Annotated in this window: 15 protein-coding genes and 2 pseudogenes; 15 read left to right on the top strand and 2 right to left on the bottom strand. The window is 60.8% G+C overall.

All coding sequences use genetic code 11. The annotated features are described in order from the left end of the window. Positions 1-4 precede the first annotated feature (4 nt). The 13 genes from N2602_RS08770 to N2602_RS08830 all read left to right on the top strand — a co-directional run bounded on the left by N2602_RS08770 (position 5) and on the right by N2602_RS08830 (position 11,642). On the top strand, positions 5-427 hold the full coding sequence (locus N2602_RS08770; protein WP_260382382.1) for a CopG family transcriptional regulator: 423 nt from the start codon (positions 5-7) through the stop codon (positions 425-427). A 135-nt stretch (positions 428-562) separates the two neighbouring features. Beyond that, entirely contained in the window at positions 563-1,873 is a 1,311-nt protein-coding gene (locus tag N2602_RS08775) for a nitrate/nitrite transporter (protein WP_260382383.1), read from the top strand. A gap of 226 nt (positions 1,874-2,099) precedes the next feature. Beyond that, positions 2,100-3,014: a P-type conjugative transfer ATPase TrbB gene (trbB, locus tag N2602_RS08780; RefSeq protein WP_260383630.1), complete on the top strand. Its 915-nt coding sequence runs from the start codon at positions 2,100-2,102 to the stop codon at positions 3,012-3,014. 1 nt (position 3,015) lies between these two features. Then, positions 3,016-3,339: a TrbC/VirB2 family protein gene (locus tag N2602_RS08785; RefSeq protein WP_260382384.1), complete on the top strand. Its 324-nt coding sequence runs from the start codon at positions 3,016-3,018 to the stop codon at positions 3,337-3,339. Continuing rightward, complete coding sequence (locus tag N2602_RS08790; protein WP_260382385.1) at positions 3,339-3,602, top strand: VirB3 family type IV secretion system protein; 264 nt, start codon at positions 3,339-3,341, stop codon at positions 3,600-3,602. The genes N2602_RS08785 and N2602_RS08790 overlap by 1 nt, the downstream gene beginning before the upstream one ends. A 9-nt stretch (positions 3,603-3,611) precedes the next feature. After that, positions 3,612-6,053 carry a conjugal transfer protein TrbE gene (gene trbE / locus N2602_RS08795; RefSeq protein ID WP_260382386.1) on the top strand — a complete coding sequence of 814 codons (2,442 nt, stop codon included), beginning with the start codon at positions 3,612-3,614 and terminating at the stop codon, positions 6,051-6,053. Next, positions 6,050-6,778, top strand: a complete 729-nt coding sequence (gene trbJ, locus N2602_RS08800; protein WP_260382387.1) for a P-type conjugative transfer protein TrbJ — start codon at positions 6,050-6,052, stop codon at positions 6,776-6,778. The genes trbE and trbJ overlap by 4 nt, the downstream gene beginning before the upstream one ends. Next, the gene (trbK-alt, locus tag N2602_RS08805; protein ID WP_128263969.1) at positions 6,778-7,149 is read left to right on the top strand and encodes a putative entry exclusion protein TrbK-alt; all 372 of its coding nucleotides are present in this window, start codon (positions 6,778-6,780) and stop codon (positions 7,147-7,149) included. Before trbJ ends, trbK-alt begins: the two co-directional genes overlap by 1 nt. Continuing rightward, a complete protein-coding gene (gene trbL / locus N2602_RS08810; protein WP_260382388.1) occupies positions 7,146-8,375 on the top strand; it encodes a P-type conjugative transfer protein TrbL in 1,230 nt (409 codons plus the stop codon). Before trbK-alt ends, trbL begins: the two co-directional genes overlap by 4 nt. 98 nt (positions 8,376-8,473) lie before the next feature. Next, positions 8,474-9,157: a conjugal transfer protein TrbF gene (gene trbF, locus N2602_RS08815; protein WP_260382389.1), complete on the top strand. Its 684-nt coding sequence runs from the start codon at positions 8,474-8,476 to the stop codon at positions 9,155-9,157. Further along, positions 9,154-10,188 (top strand): P-type conjugative transfer protein TrbG, encoded by a 1,035-nt coding sequence (trbG, locus tag N2602_RS08820; RefSeq protein WP_260382390.1) that lies wholly within the window; start codon positions 9,154-9,156, stop codon positions 10,186-10,188. The genes trbF and trbG overlap by 4 nt, the downstream gene beginning before the upstream one ends. Further along, positions 10,185-11,390: a TrbI/VirB10 family protein gene (locus N2602_RS08825; protein WP_260382391.1), complete on the top strand. Its 1,206-nt coding sequence runs from the start codon at positions 10,185-10,187 to the stop codon at positions 11,388-11,390. Before trbG ends, N2602_RS08825 begins: the two co-directional genes overlap by 4 nt. A gap of 3 nt (positions 11,391-11,393) precedes the next feature. Further along, positions 11,394-11,642: a DUF2274 domain-containing protein gene (locus N2602_RS08830; RefSeq protein WP_128263965.1), complete on the top strand. Its 249-nt coding sequence runs from the start codon at positions 11,394-11,396 to the stop codon at positions 11,640-11,642. A 1,420-nt stretch (positions 11,643-13,062) separates the two neighbouring features. Here the strand turns inward: N2602_RS08830 and N2602_RS08835 are convergent. Then, positions 13,063-14,182: pseudogene (locus N2602_RS08835) on the bottom strand (IS630 family transposase). 93 nt (positions 14,183-14,275) lie between these two features. On the opposite strand from N2602_RS08835, the pseudogene N2602_RS08840 reads away from it, so the two are divergent. Then, positions 14,276-14,635, top strand: a pseudogene (locus tag N2602_RS08840) (transporter substrate-binding domain-containing protein); the annotation flags it as partial. Positions 14,636-14,729: 94 nt separating this feature from the next. On the opposite strand, the gene N2602_RS08845 reads toward N2602_RS08840, so the two are convergent. After that, entirely contained in the window at positions 14,730-15,626 is an 897-nt protein-coding gene (locus N2602_RS08845; protein ID WP_260382392.1) for a LysR substrate-binding domain-containing protein, read from the bottom strand. A gap of 109 nt (positions 15,627-15,735) precedes the next feature. Here N2602_RS08845 and N2602_RS08850 point away from each other — a divergent pair, with 109 nt between their 5' ends. Continuing rightward, the gene (locus N2602_RS08850; RefSeq protein ID WP_260383631.1) at positions 15,736-16,485 is read left to right on the top strand and encodes an SDR family NAD(P)-dependent oxidoreductase; all 750 of its coding nucleotides are present in this window, start codon (positions 15,736-15,738) and stop codon (positions 16,483-16,485) included. Position 16,486: the final 1 nt, after the last annotated feature.

Consider the following 16,486-nt stretch of genomic DNA (forward strand, 5'->3'; position numbering starts at 1 on the left):
CGACATGCGCGACCGGATGAACGTCTATTTCCCGCCAGAGCTTCTGAAGCAGATCTCGGATCTCGCCGACCGCAAGAAGCTTTCCCGGTCTGCGATCGTGGAAGCGGCCGTTGCTTCATTTCTGTCACCGGACGCAGCGGACAGGCGGGAAGCAGCATTCACGCGGCGCCTCGATCGGCTGTCGCGTCAGCTGCAGCGCTTGGAGCGTGATGTTGGTCTAACGGCTGAGACCTTGGCCCTCTTCATTCGCTTCTGGCTGACAATCACGCCGCCGTTGGCTAACGACGCGCAGGCGGCCGCGCAGATAAAGGGTAGGGAGCGCTTCGAAGGATTTGTCGAGGCGCTCGGACGCCGCTTGCAAAAAGGGCAAAGCTTTCTGCGCGAGATTCCAGAAGATATCCGTCAGGAACCGGCCGGCGAAACCTGACTGAGCGTTCTTGATGCGCCGACCGCGTCGGCTCTTCTTTTTCTACGCCAGCCTACGACCGCAGCAACTTAGCCGAACTGACAAAAAGCTGGACGCGCTATCCGCTCGAACGAGCCGATAGCGAAAAGGACCAGCATGCAAATCTCAATAGGATGGTGTCGAATTGCGCGCGTTTTCCTCCCCTTTGCTGCTGGATACTATCTTTCGTATCTGTTTCGAACGATCAACGCTTTGATCGGGAGTCATCTCAGCTCGGATGCCCGGCTTGGGACCGCCGACATCGGGTTGCTTACGTCAGTCTATTTCCTTGTTTTCGCAGCGGCTCAGATCCCCGTGGGCATAGTGTTGGACCGCTTTGGTCCGCGCCGAGTCCAGAGTGTTCTGCTCTTGGTCGCCGCCGCCGGCGCCGAACTGTTCGCGATATCGACCGGCTTCCTGTCACTTTTGATCGCGCGGGCGATGATCGGGCTTGGCGTGGCGGCGGCGCTGACAGCAGGACTGAAGTCCATCATCATCTGGAGTCCCAGGGAGCGAGTTGCCTTGCTGAACGGCTACATGGTCATGCTGGGCTCGCTTGGAGCGGTGACCGCTACGTCTCCCGTCGAACACCTTCTCGCCTGGATCGGCTGGCGGCAGCTCTTTGAGATCCTGGCGGCCGCTACTGGTGCGGTAGCCATTCTCATCTATGTCGTGGTGCCTGAGCGAGGCATTGTCCCATCAACAGCGCCCGCCACCCTTAGCTCCGTTTTCGGCGATCGGCGCTTCTGGCGAATGGCCCCGTTGTCGGCGACTTGCGTTGGATCGGCTTGGTCCCTGCAGGGATTGTGGGCATCGCCGTGGCTAGTGGACGTGGAGGGGTTTGACCGGGCGAGTCTTGTCAGACAGCTGTTTATGATGTCGCTTGTGCTTAGCGGCGGCGCTTGGCTGTTCGGGACGACCATCCATTGCATCGCACGAAGAGGAGGCAGGGCGGAGACGGTGTTAGCGATAGTCGCTCTGCTGTTCATCGTGGCACAAATCGCCTTGATCTTGCGCATGCCGTTGCCGTCCATTTTGCCGTGGTCCGTTGTAGCGATTGTCGGAACGGCAACCGTGGTCAGTTTCGCCATTATCGCTGATTACTATCCGCCAGAGCTTGCTGGCCGTGCCAACGGCGCCTTGAACGTTCTGCATTTCGGTTGGGCATTTCTGGCCCAATACGCGACGGGTGTGGTCCTGGAACAATGGTCCATAAATGATGGTCATAGATCCATTGTGGCCTATCAAGTCGCGTTCGGTCTCAACGTCGCACTTCAGATCGCGTCATTGGCCTGGTTCGCGCTACCTTGGCTCCAATCCGTCACTTTGCCGATGGCTTCTATTCCTTCCATCATGCCGATCGTTCCTTTCGATGCCGTCGAAGCAGGCATCTTCTGCGAGCAAACCGATGACCATACCGAGTGGTGAACTGCGCCTGCAACGAACCGATTCAGACTGACAGGCATCAATAGCCGTTCGCAGTCTTTCCTTTTGTACGCTGATCTACGATCGCTGAAAGCACTCGTTGCCTTTGATCGTTTGGTGCCTTTTCTAATCATCCCATCTGAGGACGCCCTTTGGACGTTCTCGTTCGGTGGGGTTGACGGTGACAATCTATTCCATTCAATCGGAAGCGAATTCGCGTGGCGCGCGAATGCTGCGCAGCGCGCTTGGTGCCGCGATTGCCGGCTACCTCGAAGATGAAACGATCGTCGAGGTGATGCTCAACCCAGATGGGAGGCTGTGGATCGACCGGTTGTCGAATGGCCTGATCGACACAGGCGAAACTCTGTCCGCGGCGGACGGCGAGCGCATCGTTCGCCTGGTGGCGCACCACGTAGGCGCCGAGGTGCACGCCGGCGCGCCACGTGTCTCGGCCGAGCTGCCCGGGACCGGCGAGCGCTTCGAGGGACTGTTGCCGCCGGTCGTTGCAGCTCCCGCTTTCGCTATTCGCAAGCCCGCAGTCGCCGTGTTCACGCTCGACGATTACGTTGCCAAGGGGATAATGACCTCGGAGCAGGCCCAGATCCTGAAGAACGCAGTCGCCGCACGCAAGAACATCCTCGTCGCGGGCGGGACATCGACAGGCAAGACAACGTTGACGAATGCGCTCTTGGCCGAGGTGGCCAAGACCTCTGATCGGGTCGTTCTGATTGAAGATACGCGCGAACTTCAGTGCAAGGCGCCCAATCTTGTAGCGCTACGGACCAAGGATGGCGTTGCCACGCTGTCGGACCTTGTCCGCTCCTCGCTGCGACTGCGCCCTGATCGCATTCCGGTTGGCGAGGTCCGCGGCGCGGAAGCGCTCGATCTGCTCAAGGCCTGGGGCACCGGTCACCCCGGCGGCATCGGCACGATTCATGCGGGCACCGCGCTCGGCGCGCTGCGGCGGCTCGAGCAACTCATCCAGGAAGCTGTCATCACGGTTCCACGCGCGCTGATTGCCGAGACCATCAACCTCATCGCCGTTCTTGCGGGCCGCGGCGCCGACCGCCGCCTCGCCGAGCTCGCAGCGGTCTCAGGGCTCGGGGCCGCTGGCGATTACAGCTTTTCATCAGCAGGAGACTGACATGCGTCAGCAATTTCGCTTTCTTCGAGGTGCATCGTTGGCCGCCTTCGGCGCAGTGCTTGTAGCAGCCCCGCCGGCATGGGCGGCTGGCTCGAACATGCCGTGGGAGCAACCGCTCAATCAGATTCTGCAATCGGTAGAAGGCCCGGTCGCCAAGATCATCGCCGTCATCATCATCGTTGTCACGGGGTTGACGCTTGCGTTCGGGGATTCGTCCGGTGGTTTCCGCAGGCTGATCCAGATCGTGTTCGGTCTGTCGATCGCATTTGCCGCTTCGAGCTTCTTCCTGTCGTTCTTCTCCTTCGGTGGCGGCGTGGTGATCTGATGGACGAGCAGGTCACAGGCTTTGTCGTGCCCGTTCATCGCGCACTCACCGAGCCAATCCTGATGGGCGGTGCGCCGCGGTCGGTCGCGATCGTTAATGGTACGCTTGCCGCGGCACTCGGACTTGGATTGCGGCTCTGGATCGCGGGCCTCGTCCTCTGGTTCATCGGCCACATGGCCGCCGTCTGGGCCGCCAAGCGCGATTCCGCTTTTGTCGATGTGGTGCGCCGACATCTGCGCATTCCAGGTCACCTCAACACCTGAGCCGGGGTCATGATGAATCTCGCCGAATATCGCCGTTCCAATACGCGTCTTGCCGACTTCCTGCCCTGGGCAGCACTCGTCGACGAAGGAATCATCCTGAACAAGGACGGCTCGTTCCAGAGGACAGCAAAGTTCCGGGGGCCTGACCTCGACAGCGCGGTACCGGCTGAACTCGTCGGCGTCACCGGTCGCTTGAATAATGCGTTGCGCCGTCTGGGATCTGGTTGGGCTGTATTTGTCGAAGCGCAGCGTCATTTTGCTGGGGCCTATCCTCCGAGTACATTTCCAGATGTCGCGTCCGCGCTGGTCGATGCCGAACGCAGGGCTCAGTTCGAAGAGGCCGGCGCTCACTATGAATCCAGCTTTTTCCTGACCTTCCTCTATCTGCCGCCCGAGGAGGGAGCCGCCAAGGCAGAGCGCCTGCTCTATGAGGGCCGCGATCGGACTGTTGGCGCTGACGCGCACGAGGTGCTTCGCGGGTTTATCGATCAAACGAACCGCGTGCTGCAGCTCCTCGAAGGATTCATGCCGGAATGCGCCTGGCTGGATGATCAGGACACCCTGACCTACCTGCACTCGACGATCTCGACTAAGCGTCATCGCGTTCGCGTGCCCGAAATTCCCATGTACATCGATGCGCTGTTGGCCGACCAGCCGCTGACCGGCGGCCTTGAGCCGATGCTGGGATCAGCCAACCTGCGTGTTCTGACAATCGTCGGCTTTCCGGGCGCGACGACGCCGGGAATTCTGGACGATTTGAATCGCCTGGCTGTCTCGTATCGCTGGTCGACACGCGCCATTATGCTCGACAAGACAGATGCCACGAAGCTGCTGACCAAGATTCGCCGGCAGTGGTTCGCGAAGCGAAAATCCATTGGCGCCATTCTCAAGGAGGTTATGACGAACGAGGCGTCGACGCTGCTCGATACCGATGCACACAACAAGGCGTTGGACGCCGACGCGGCGCTCCAGGAACTGGGGTCGGATCAAGTCGGACAAGCCTTTATCACAGCAACCATCACCGTCTGGGACCGCGATCCCAAAGCGGCCGATGAAAAACTCCGTCTCGTCGATAAGGTCATTCAGGGTCGCGATTTCACCTGCATGATCGAGACGGTGAACGCAGTAGAAGCCTGGCTCGGCAGTCTGCCGGGGCACGTCTACGCCAACGTACGGCAGCCACCGGTTTCGACGCTCAACCTTGCCCACATGATTCCGATGTCGGCCGTGTGGGCGGGCGAGGCGAGGGATCAGCACTTCAAGGGCCCGCCGCTCCTGTTCGGTAAGACCGAGGGATCGACCCCATTTCGATTCTCCCTCCACGTCGGCGACGTCGGCCATACCTTGGTGGTGGGACCGACCGGCGCCGGCAAATCGGTGTTGCTGGCCCTAATGGCGCTGCAGTTTCGCCGCTACCCCAACTCTCAGGTCTTTGCGTTCGATTTCGGCGGTTCGATCCGGGCGGCCGCGCTGGCCATGGACGGCGACTGGCACGATTTGGGCGGGGCCTTGTCCGACGGGGACCGAAAGCCCGTCGCGCTGCAGCCATTGGCCTGGATCGACGATCCTTCCGAGCGCGGATGGGCGACGGAATGGATCGGCGCGATCCTGGCGCGGGAGAAGATCGAGATCACCCCGGAGGTCAAGGATCACCTGTGGTCGGCGCTGACGTCACTCGCTTCGGCGCCGAGGGAGGAGCGCACCCTGACGGGCCTGTCAGTCCTCCTGCAATTGAACTCCCTGAAACGCGCGTTGCAACCTTATTGCCTCGGCGGTCCCTCCGGGCGCCTGCTCGATGCCGAATTCGAGCGGCTCGGCGGAGCCTCGGTCCAGGCGTTCGAAACCGAAGGGTTGATCGGGACGAGCGCGGCCCCGGCCGTGCTAGCCTACCTCTTCCATCGTATCGGCGATCGCCTCGACGGCCGGCCGACCCTTCTGATTGTCGATGAGGGCTGGCTTGCCCTCGACGACGAGGATTTTGCCGGCCAGCTCCGCGAATGGCTTAAGACGCTTCGGAAGAAGAACGCGTCCGTGATCTTTGCCACCCAATCGCTGTCAGACATCGATGGATCCGCGATCGCGCCCGCGATCATCGAAAGCTGCCCAACGCGTCTGTTGCTGCCGAACGAACGGGCGATCGAGCCGCAGATCACTGCCATCTATCGCCGCTTTGGCCTCAATGACCGCCAGATCGAGCTTCTGAGCCGGGCAACGCCGAAGCGCGACTACTACTGCCAGTCACGCCGCGGCAACCGGATGTTCGAACTGGGTCTTGGCGAGATTGCGCTCGCCTTCACCGCAGCCTCTTCCAAGACCGACCAGGCTGCCATCGCGCAGCTCCTCGGCGAACATGGGCCGAACGGCTTCTTACCGGCCTGGCTCCAGCACCGTGGCGTCGCCTGGGCCACCGACCTGATCCCCAATCTCGTCAATCTGGAGAAATCGCTATGAGGCGTCTTGCCGTATTGGCGACCGCTGGCACCGTCGCGCTGGTGCTTGGCGTCGTGACACCTGCACGGGCGCTGATCGTCTTCGATCCCAACAACTACGTCCAGAACGTCCTGACAGCCGCGCGGGAGCTCCAGCAGATCAACAACCAGATCACCTCGTTACAGAACGAGTCGCAAATGCTGATCAATCAGGCCAGGAATCTGTCAAACCTGCCGTACTCTTCGCTGCAGCAATTGCAATCCTCGATCCAGCGCACGCAGCAACTGCTGGCCCAGGCCCAACGCATCGCATACGACGTGCAGCAGATCGACCGGGCTTTTGCGACCAGCTATGCGCCGGTCACTGGAAGCCAATCGAGTCAGGCGTTGATCACCAACGCTCAATCGCGGTGGCAAAATTCTGTAGCCGCATTGCAGGATGCACTCCGTGTTCAGGCCGGCGTCGTCGGCAACCTCGACACCAACCGCGTCCAAACGTCAGCGCTTGTAACTTCAAGTCAGGGTGCCAGTGGCGCCTTGCAGGCAACTCAGGCCGGCAATCAGATCCTCGCGCTTCAAGCGCAACAGCTCGCTGACCTCACGGCTGCCGTGGCGGCGCAGGGCAGGGCACAAAGTCTCGAAGCGGCACAGCGCGCCTCGGCCCAGGACCAGGGGCGAGAGCAGCTTAGGCGCTTCCTGACGCCAGGACAGGGCTATCAATCCTCCAATGTGCAGATGTTCCACTGATGACCGACGTAAGGGCATTCAAGGCGCTGTCGCTGCTTACGACAATCGGCCTAGTGGCCGTCGCCGCCTGTACGATTCAGCTTCGTGGTGGAGAGGAGTCTCGGTCGTCGCCCAAGGCGGAGCAGACGACAGGGGTAACGAGCTCAGACCTCGCACGTTGCCGCAGCGTCACTTCGGAGGAACCGGCAGCCTATCAACATTGCAAGCAAGTTTGGGCCGAAAACCGGCGTCATTTCTTTGGCAGGAAAGATGGTGCGGCAGTTCCTGGCCATGATGATTCTGCCGCAACCTTGGCGCCGGCCCCAAAGGATCAGAGCCGGATGCCGCAAGGATATCCGCCCTTGGCGACACCTGACGCGAGCGAGCCATGACCGGCATGGGGATTATCGACCAGTTCCTGGAAACGTTCACGCGTTACATCGACAACGGCTTCGGGCTGTTGGGTAGCGATGTCGGATACCTCGCCACGACCCTTGCGGCGATCGACGTCACGCTTGCCGCATTGTTCTGGAGTTGGGGCACAGACGAGGACATCATCGCCCGTCTTGTCAAGAAGACGCTCTTCGTCGGCGTCTTTGCCTACCTCATCGGCAATTGGAATAGCCTGGCGCGCATCGTTTTCGAGAGCTTTGCCGGTCTCGGGCTGAAAGCGTCCGGCGCAAGCCTATCAGCGTCGGATTTCCTGCGACCGGGAAAGATCGCTCAAGTCGGACTCGATGCCGGCCGACCGTTGCTCGAGTCGATCTCGAACTTGATGGGCTATATCAGCTTCTTCGAGAATTTCGTCCAGATCGTCGTTCTCCTGTTCGCCTGGGTCGTGGTGCTGCTCGCTTTCTTCATTCTGGCGATCCAGCTCTTCGTGACCCTGATCGAGTTCAAGCTCACGACGCTCGCAGGCTTCGTCCTCATTCCCTTTGGCTTGTTTGGCAAGACTGCCTTCGCGGCAGAGCGGGTGCTGGGCAACGTTATATCTTCTGGAATCAAGGTCCTGGTCCTGGCCGTCATCGTCGGCATCGGCTCGACCTTATTCTCGCAGTTCACCGCAGGGTTCGGCGACGCGCAGCCGACTATCGAAGACGCGATGACGCTCGTCCTAGCGGCACTTTCCTTGCTGGGTCTGGGCATCTTTGGTCCCGGCATCGCAAACGGTTTGGTCTCTGGCGGACCCCAACTAGGCGCCGGTGCCGCAATTGGAACAGGCATCGCCGCAGGCGGCATTGCCGCGGCGGGTGCCGGCCTCGCCGCCGGCGGCGCCGGTCTCGCAGCAGGCGCAATGGTCAGCGCCGCGCGCGGTGGCGGCGCTGTCATCAGCGGAGCATCAGCCGCCTATCGAAGCGGCGGCCTTGCTGGCGTCGCGGAGGCGGGCGCTTCAGCTGCCATGAGCCCTTTACGTCGCGTAGCAGCTGCGCTCGGCGGAGGTAGGCAAGCGGGCGGGCAGACCGCGAGCTCCTTCGGGGAAGGGCAGCCCGACTGGGCGCGTCGCATGAGGCGCGCTCAGACCATTCGACACGGTGCATCCGCCGCTGGTCATGCGGTCCGCTCCGGTGATCACGGTGGCAGCGGCTCCTCTGTCGATTTGTCCGAAGGAGATCGCTGACGCTCAGTAAATAGGCGCTCACCACTGGCCGTGCGCGCACACGTTAAATCCAAGCACACGAGTTGAAACGACGACTTTGATCTCAGGGGCCATTATCGATGTTCAAACGACCTTCAGTTCACTACGGGCGCATGCCCGAGCCGATTACGCCTTATCAAAAGGCAGCACAGGTTTGGGACGAACGTATTGGATCGGCCCGCCTGCAAGCCAAGAACTGGCGTCTGATGGCGTTCGGCTGCTTGATGCTGTCCGCCGGCCTCGCGGGCGGACTTGTTTGGCAATCGAGCCGAGGATCGATCACGCCGTGGGTCGTCGAAGTCGATCATCTCGGTCAGGCTCAAAGGGTTGCGCCGGTCAATATAGACTATCAGCCCACTGACGCTCAGATCGCCTACCATCTGGCGCGCTTTATCGAGGATGTCAGAGGCCTTCCTGCCGACGGCATCGTTCTGCGCCAAAACTGGCTCAGGGCCTATGATTTTACGACCGATCGCGGAGCCGCTGCTCTCAACGAGTACGCGCGCAGCAATGATCCCTTTGCCAAGCTGGGCAAGGCTCAAATCTCGGTGGACGTATCGAGCGTCATTCGTGCGTCTTCAGAAAGCTTTCGGGTCGCGTGGACCCAGCGAACATACGACAACGGTTCGTTGAGTGCGACCGAGCGTTGGACAGCAATTCTCACAGTCGTGATCGAGACGCCGCGCAATGCCGAACGTCTGCGCAAGAATCCCCTTGGCGTCTACGTCCGCGCCATCAACTGGTCAAGGGAGTTGAGTCAGTGACCAAGACGCCGTCTGACATTCATTCGCAACGTTCCTTCCAGCAAAGCCGGCTCCCTTCGACTCCGCCCAAGTCTGGGACCGCCAAGCGAGCATGTCTTCACGCTCTCCTGCTTTGTGCATCGATGCTTGGTGGGTGCGCGACCTACATTCCGCCCGAGATCAGCTATGATGCTGAAGTCCCTCCGTTGCCGGCGCCGGCAGTTACTCTCGACGACAGACCACGACCGCTTCACGTGCCGCCGCTCTGGAAGCCGGCTCTCGGCGGCAGGTCCGCCGCGAAGGAAGAGCCCGAACCCGTGAGCCGGGTTGAGACGGCAAACAGCGCAGCCCGGGTTGAACCGCGCAAGCGGGGGTATTTCAACGCGGCGCAAATCTATGCCTATAGCCCGGGGGCGCTCTATCAGATTTACGCCGCGCCTGGACAGATCACGGATATCGCGCTCGAGGAAGGGGAACAGTTGACGGGATCAGGGCCCATTGCGGCCGGTGACACCGTGCGCTGGGTCGTCGGCGATACCGAGAGTGGGAGCGGGGACAAACGACGCGTCCATATCCTGGTCAAACCGACGCGCGCATCGATCGAGACCAACCTCGTCGTCAATACCGACCGGCGCACCTACCTGCTTGAGCTCCGTTCCCGCGAGCGGCCCTATATGCCATCAGTTGCCTGGTACTATCCGGAAACGTTGCGCGAACGATCGCGTGCAGTCGCCTTGAAGCCGGTCCTTCCGGAGCCGGCGCAGCGTATCTCTCGCTATGCGATCGAAGGGGACAACCCTCCCTGGCGGCCGCTTGCCGCATATGACGATGGCCGCAAGGTCTATGTCGAATTCCCGCAAGGAATCGTGCAAGGCGAAATGCCACCGCTGTTCGTGATCGGCCCTGATGGCAAGACCGAACTCGTCAACTATCGCGCCTACGGCAACGTATTGATCGTCGATCGGCTGTTCGCAGCCGCCGAACTCCGGCTCGGCGGTGAGCACCAGCAAAAGGTTAGGATTGTCAGAACCGACGGGAGGCAGCCGTCATGAACACTCGGAATGTAAACAAACACGAGCAAGCAGTTCCGCCGGAGACACAAGTGGAGCAGTCCGAGAGCTTCCGCTTGAGAGCCGAGCACCCGCGCGTGACGCGGTTGTCGCGGAAGGTCTTAGCCGGGGGGAGCGCAGTTGCGCTGCTTGTCATCGGCGTAGCGGTGCTTTGGTCGCTACAGAACAATCGCTCCCGTAATCAAGCGGCCGATGAGCTTTACAGTACCGACCACCACAATGTTGCTGACGGTATTACGACGCTGCCGAAGGACTATTCTGGCGTTCCGCGCCAACCAACCCCGCAGCTTGGTCCGCCGCTCCCGGGCGACCTCGGTCGACCGATACTTGCCGCTCAAGGGCAGTCGCCGGCGATCGGCACTGATCCGGGCCAGCAGGGCCGGGATCAAGAGACCGAGGCAGCCCGCATCAGCCATTTGTTCGCTGCGACCAATGGAGGAGCGCGTCCGCCGGCTGCGGCGATTGGAAGCGACCGAGTCGCGTCACCGAATGCAACGAGCACTGGCGAGGATGGATCTGCGCAGAACGGCCAGGACCGCAAGCTTGCCTTCGTGAACGCCTCTGTGGACCGCCGCACGGTAAGCCCTGACCGTATCGCCAGGCCCGCTTCACCATACATCGTGCAGGCTGGGACGGTGATTCCAGGGGCGCTGATTACGGGGATCCGATCGGACCTGCCAGGCCAAATTACCGCGCAGGTAACCGAGAATGTTTTCGACACGCCGACGGGTCGCTTTCTGCTTGTGCCTCAGGGGGCGCGTCTGATTGGCATCTACGATAGCCAGGTCACTTTCGGTCAGTCCCGCGTCCTGCTGGTCTGGACGCGGCTGATCATGCCGAATGGACGTTCCATCGTCCTTGACCGGCAGCCTGGTGATGACACCGCCGGCTATGCAGGTCTTGAAGACCAGGTCGACAATCACTGGAGCGAGTTGTTCAAGGCTGCCGCACTATCAACGTTTCTGGCAGTCGCGACCGAACTAGGTACCGGCTCTGACACCAACAACAACGACGGCGCAATCATTCAGGCGTTGCGGCATGGCGCCTCCGACTCTCTGAACCAGACTGGACAGCAGGTCGTACGGCGCAGCCTAAATATTCAACCTACTTTGACGGTACGACCTGGTTTCCCAGTTCGCGTTCTTGTCAACCGCGACCTCATACTTGCGCCATACGAAGGGTAATGCATGCCCAAGCTTAAAATAGGAGCCTTGCCCGACGATAGGCCGGTCAAGGTCACCACCGAGCTCTCAGCAAGAGTTCATCGAGATCTCGTCGCCTATGCAGAGGCTTTGGCACGCGAAAATGGGCAGCCCATCGATCCGCTAAAGCTGATCGCGCCTATGCTGGCGCGCTTTATGGCCTCGGACCGGGCCTTTGCAAAGGCGAGACGGGTCGGTCAGGCCCCGAGAGCCGGCGGAGACGGAACAGATTGAAGAAACGGTTCAGAGCCGGATTCTCATTGTTTTCGCGCGGGCGTGCTGCGTTGGAAAGCGAAGACCCGGTTTTTGTATCGGGGCGACGCGCCGCCGCTTACTCGAGGAGGTCGACCGACCGTCGCTCAAGCCAATCGCCGGGAGGAGAGCGCTGCGTCGTCCCGGAGTGGCGGCTCCATCGCAGCGGCCTCGATTACGCCGAGGTGAAGAAGCATTATTTCAGCGCCGCGCATCGCTTTGTGTGCGCCGAGGGCAAGGTGCGGTGCATTGTCTCAATCGTATCTCGCTCCCTTTGCGCTGATTGAGATTCATCGGGCCTTCCGCGCGCCAAATCTCGAAACGCTTGAAACTTGACTTTCTGCCCAGTGCGGCTGCGACCAAATGGCTCACTAGAATTAGCGCGTGATCTTCGGCCAATCAGAGGGCTGACCAACAACGCGCACACGCAGAGTGGCTTGATTCTAACGTAACGTCAGGATGTAGAGATCTTGCTCTTGAGCTACCCTTCGCACCCAGAGTTGTTGAGACCCAGCCCAGCGCAAATTTCAAGGACACACATACAGCAGGGGACGGAAGTGAACCGGCTTATTAAGGGGACGTCTTCGGCCGCTTGGCAGAAGGCGCGCGCTCACGAGATCTGGACTTCATGCTTCTCGCCACGTGAGAGGGTGAAGTATATCCGCCGAAATCGCTCGCAATTCGAGTTCAGCAGCTACGCCCAAATGTTCGACGTGGTGCGGCGGCGTCGGTTCAATGGTTGCGCATTGACGTTAATCCACTGGCGCAATCGACTAAGGACCACTACTTGGCGGGAGGCCGTGGTCTTCTGCATTGCTATCTGGGCGCTAATCATCTTCATCGGTGTCCGCGCCGTACAGGCTCTAGCCGGATAGTTTAGAGGAGCGAGTCTCTCAGCCGGAGAACGAATGCGCCCCCTGCGGTTCGCGGCGACGCCGCCGCCTTGATGCGATCCCTTCAACTGCTTTCCCTACGAAAAAGCAGCTGGGGCGCGTCCAGCTGTAAAGTCGGAGGCACAATGTCGGTCCGGTGAGGCCTTGATCACCAGTAAGTTTGCCCAATCGGACGGCTCCGCCGATCGACGAAATCTTGAATGAAAATCACTCGCTTGAAAGAGCTCCCGCCTACGTCGCGTAGCCATGGCCTTGCCCGGTGGTGATGGAAGCCGGTGTGCCAATATTGTTTCACCCTAAAGCCGGTGATCGCCAGTGATGATTGCCGCTGAACGGACCAGGCGCATGGGCTTCCGGCCCGGAGAGAAGATCGAGCGCGGAGCCACGGCGAGCCATTCCTTTATGATCGGGAGGAGTCGAGCATCGATGGCCAACGTGGCAAAGGCTTGAGCCGCACATAGCGGGGCCTCGACCAAGGGATCGACCTCCGAGCTCGCGATCAAGCTGAACTAGTGTCCTGAACCAGAAGTTCGCAACATCGGATCTTGCTTTGCCGGGGCATTGTAACGACAGAAGCGCTCGATGGAAGCAAGGATGTCATCGGCGGATTTGGTCCATCGGAACGGCTTGGGATCGGTGTTGTGTCGCTCGATGAACGAGGCGATATCGGCCCTGAGGGCGGCTACGCTGCGATAGACGCCGCGCCTGATCTTCTTATCGGTGAGGAGCGCAAAGAAGCGCTCGACCTGATTGAGCCATGACGAACTGGTCGGGGTCAGGTGCACATGCCATCGCGGCCTTTTAGCCAGCCATCGCCGGATCAGCGGGGTCTTGTGCGTGGCGTAGTTGTCCATGACGAGATGGACGTCGAGCCCGTGCGGCACGGCAGCCTCGATCTCGTCGAGGAACTTGCGGAATTCGGCGGCACGGTGGCGTCCGTAACACTTGCCGATGACCCGTCCGGTCGCAATGTCGAGGGCCGCAAACAGCGAGGTGGTGCCATGCCTTTTGTAGTCATGGCTCCTTCGGGCCGGCTGGCCGGGACGCATCGGCAACATCGGCTGGCTGCGGTCCAAAGCTTGTATTTGAGACTTTTCGTCCACGCACAGAACGATGGCGTGCTGCGGCGGCGAGACGTAAAGGCCGACAATGTCGCCGACCTTGGCCACAAAGTTCGGATCGGTCGAGAGCTTGAACGTCTCCATCCGATGCGGCTGGAGCCCGAAGGCCCGCCAGATGCGTTGCACCGTCGACACCGACAGGCCGCTGGCCTTCTGCCATGCCGCGGGAGCTCCAATGGGTGGCGTTCTCGGGGCAATTCTCCAGCGTTCGCACGATCACGGCTTCGATCCGGGCATCGTCAACCGTGCGCGGAGCCCCGGAACGCGGCTCATCGTGAAGCCCGGCCACGCGCTGCTCCATAAACCGACGCCGCCACTTGCCTACGGTCTGCCGGTCCAGCCCCAGCTCGGCCGCCACGTCCGTGTTCTGACCACCCTCCGCACAGGTCAGTACGATCCGGGCTCTCAGAGCCAGCGCCTGAGCCGTCTTCCGCCGCATCGTCAGCGACGCTAGTTCGGCCCGCTCATCATCGCTCAGTATCAGGGGGGCAAGTTGCCGGACCGCCATTGGAGACTCCGTCGCTGTTTGCCTCCATCCTTGGCACAGCGACACGAATCTAATGCGAATCTGTGATTGCGAACTTGTGACTCGGGACACTAGTCGGACCCGCTCACCTTCGTCGACACAGGCTCGGCCTACATGGCGGTCCAGCAGAACAAGGTGGTCGGAATCGTGGCCAACACCATGACCATCACCAAGCTCGTCAACGAATCCAAGAGCGCCGGCCAGCCGCTGAGGATGATCGAGGAGCCCATGGTGCTGCAGCCGATCGGTATCGGTATGAAGAAGGACGAGCCGGCGCTGCTCGCCAAGGTCAACGAGACGCTGCTCGCGCTCGATCAGGCGGGTGAGATCAACCAGCTGTGGGACAAGTGGCTCGGCCCGAACACCGAGTTGAAGATGACCCGCTCCGACAAGGTCGTGCCGCTCAGCGAGCTCAAGTTCACGTCGTTACCGTGAGCAGTGCCGCCGGGATCGGCGCCTCCTTCCGTCGAGACGCAGATCAGCCGTCCGCTTGTTCAGCTTCCGAGATGTTCGGTCAGACAGTTCGATCTCACCGCGACGACCCCGGCGTCTCGACTCCGAGTTGCGCTACGACCCAGTCTGCGAAAGCTCGCACCGCCGATCTCTGTCGGCTGGCGCGCGGGTAGATGAGGCGGTGACCAACATATCGAATATTGGTTGCGCGCTTCGCCAACGGAGCAACCAATCGTCCGCTGGCCAGTTCGCGTTCAGCCAGAAGCGTCGATTCCAGAGCAACCCCCAATCCCTCGGCCGCCGTCGCAATCGCCAGAAAGCTGCGATCGAATCTCATGCCGTGAAGTGCGGGAGCTTCCAATCCGTTTGCGGTAAACCATTGGTGCCACTGGACCTGTTTGACATCGGAGCGGATCAGCGTCTGATCGAGCAGATCGGCAGCCTTTTTTATCGACTTTGCGAGTGAGGGCGAGCAAAGCGGCGTGACCATCTCCTGGGCTAGAGGAACAACTTCGACACCCTCCGCACGCGATGGACCGTAGACGATGTCGACATCGAAGTCGTCGTTGCTGAAGCGCGCATATTCCGTGCTCGCAGCAAGCCGAACCTCGAGCTTCGGATAAGCGGCGAGAAATTGTGAAAGCCGTGGCGCCAGCCATTGCGCAGCAAAGCTCGGCGCGGAGTGGACGCGTACCAATTGCGGTCCGCGTGCGGCGACCTCTTCGAGCCCGCGGCGGATTTGATCGAAAGCGGCTCCGGTGTGACGCATCAGATTTTCGCCCTCAGGGGTCAGTCGCACCGAGCGCGTACTGCGTTCGAACAGAACGGTCCGAAGCGTATCCTCAAGCTTGCGGATCGCATGACTGACCGCACTCGGCGTCAGGTGAAGCTCATTCGCCGCATCACGGAAGGATCCCGTGCGGGCCGCAGCTTCAAAGACGCGAATTGCCGATATTGGGACGTTTGAAAGCATTTCATAAGTGAACCAGATTCATCGATCCGTGACAACTATGCGCTTGTCCGTTTTCGTCGCGCAGGTCATTCCTAATCTTGGCAAGCAGAATAATTTGAGGGAGGAACGGATGCTGCTCAGCGGTAAGACGGCCATCATCTCGGGCGCGGCGTCGCCGCGGGGAATCGGGCTTGCCACGGCACGGCGGTTCGCCGCTGAGGGTGCTCGGGTCGCCATCCTGGATATTGACGCCGGCGCTGCCGAGGAAGCTGCGGCTTTGCTTGGAAAGTCCCACATCGGGCTTCGGTGCGATGTTGCCGACAAATCGTCTTGCGAGCAGGCGGTCGCGAGCGTGGTCGAAGCGTTTGGGGGCATCGACATCCTGATCAACAATGCTGGAATCACCCAGCCGGTCAAGTTCCTAGACATCTCGCCGACCGATTGGGATCGCATTCAGGACGTCAATCTCAAGGGCATCCTGTTCCTTTCTCAAGCAGTAATTCCGGACATGCGCGCTCGGAAGGCCGGGTCGATTGCCTGCATGTCGTCGGTATCGGCCCAGCGCGGTGGCGGAATTTTCGGCGGCCCGCATTACTCTGCCGCCAAAGCCGGCGTTCTTGGTCTCGCCAAGGCGATGGCGCGGGAGTTCGGCCCGGACGGCATTCGTGTCAACTGCGTTACGCCCGGCCTGATCGGAACTGATATCACGTCAGGCAAGCTGACCGATGAGATGCGGGCGAAAATTCTGGAAGGCATTCCGCTCAATCGCCTCGGCACGGCGGAAGACGTCGCCGGCATCTACACCTTCCTCGCGTCTGATCTCTCCGCCTACGTCACGGGTGCCGTGATCGACGTCAATGGCGGGATGCTCATCCACTGAC

The sequence above is a fragment of the Bradyrhizobium sp. NC92 genome, assembly GCF_025200865.1.
Taxonomy (GTDB): Bacteria; Pseudomonadota; Alphaproteobacteria; order Rhizobiales; family Xanthobacteraceae; genus Bradyrhizobium.

Coding starts and splice junctions, on each gene's coding strand:
- N2602_RS08770 (WP_260382382.1), top strand. CDS start 5: ATGCGCGACCGGATGAACGTCTATTTCCCGCCAGAGCTTCTGAAGCAG.
- N2602_RS08775 (WP_260382383.1), top strand. CDS start 563: ATGCAAATCTCAATAGGATGGTGTCGAATTGCGCGCGTTTTCCTCCCC.
- trbB (WP_260383630.1), top strand. CDS start 2,100: ATGCTGCGCAGCGCGCTTGGTGCCGCGATTGCCGGCTACCTCGAAGAT.
- N2602_RS08785 (WP_260382384.1), top strand. CDS start 3,016: ATGCGTCAGCAATTTCGCTTTCTTCGAGGTGCATCGTTGGCCGCCTTC.
- N2602_RS08790 (WP_260382385.1), top strand. CDS start 3,339: ATGGACGAGCAGGTCACAGGCTTTGTCGTGCCCGTTCATCGCGCACTC.
- trbE (WP_260382386.1), top strand. CDS start 3,612: ATGATGAATCTCGCCGAATATCGCCGTTCCAATACGCGTCTTGCCGAC.
- trbJ (WP_260382387.1), top strand. CDS start 6,050: ATGAGGCGTCTTGCCGTATTGGCGACCGCTGGCACCGTCGCGCTGGTG.
- trbK-alt (WP_128263969.1), top strand. CDS start 6,778: ATGACCGACGTAAGGGCATTCAAGGCGCTGTCGCTGCTTACGACAATC.
- trbL (WP_260382388.1), top strand. CDS start 7,146: ATGACCGGCATGGGGATTATCGACCAGTTCCTGGAAACGTTCACGCGT.
- trbF (WP_260382389.1), top strand. CDS start 8,474: ATGTTCAAACGACCTTCAGTTCACTACGGGCGCATGCCCGAGCCGATT.
- N2602_RS08825 (WP_260382391.1), top strand. CDS start 10,185: ATGAACACTCGGAATGTAAACAAACACGAGCAAGCAGTTCCGCCGGAG.
- N2602_RS08830 (WP_128263965.1), top strand. CDS start 11,394: ATGCCCAAGCTTAAAATAGGAGCCTTGCCCGACGATAGGCCGGTCAAG.
- N2602_RS08845 (WP_260382392.1), bottom strand. CDS start 15,626: ATGCTTTCAAACGTCCCAATATCGGCAATTCGCGTCTTTGAAGCTGCG.
- N2602_RS08850 (WP_260383631.1), top strand. CDS start 15,736: ATGCTGCTCAGCGGTAAGACGGCCATCATCTCGGGCGCGGCGTCGCCG.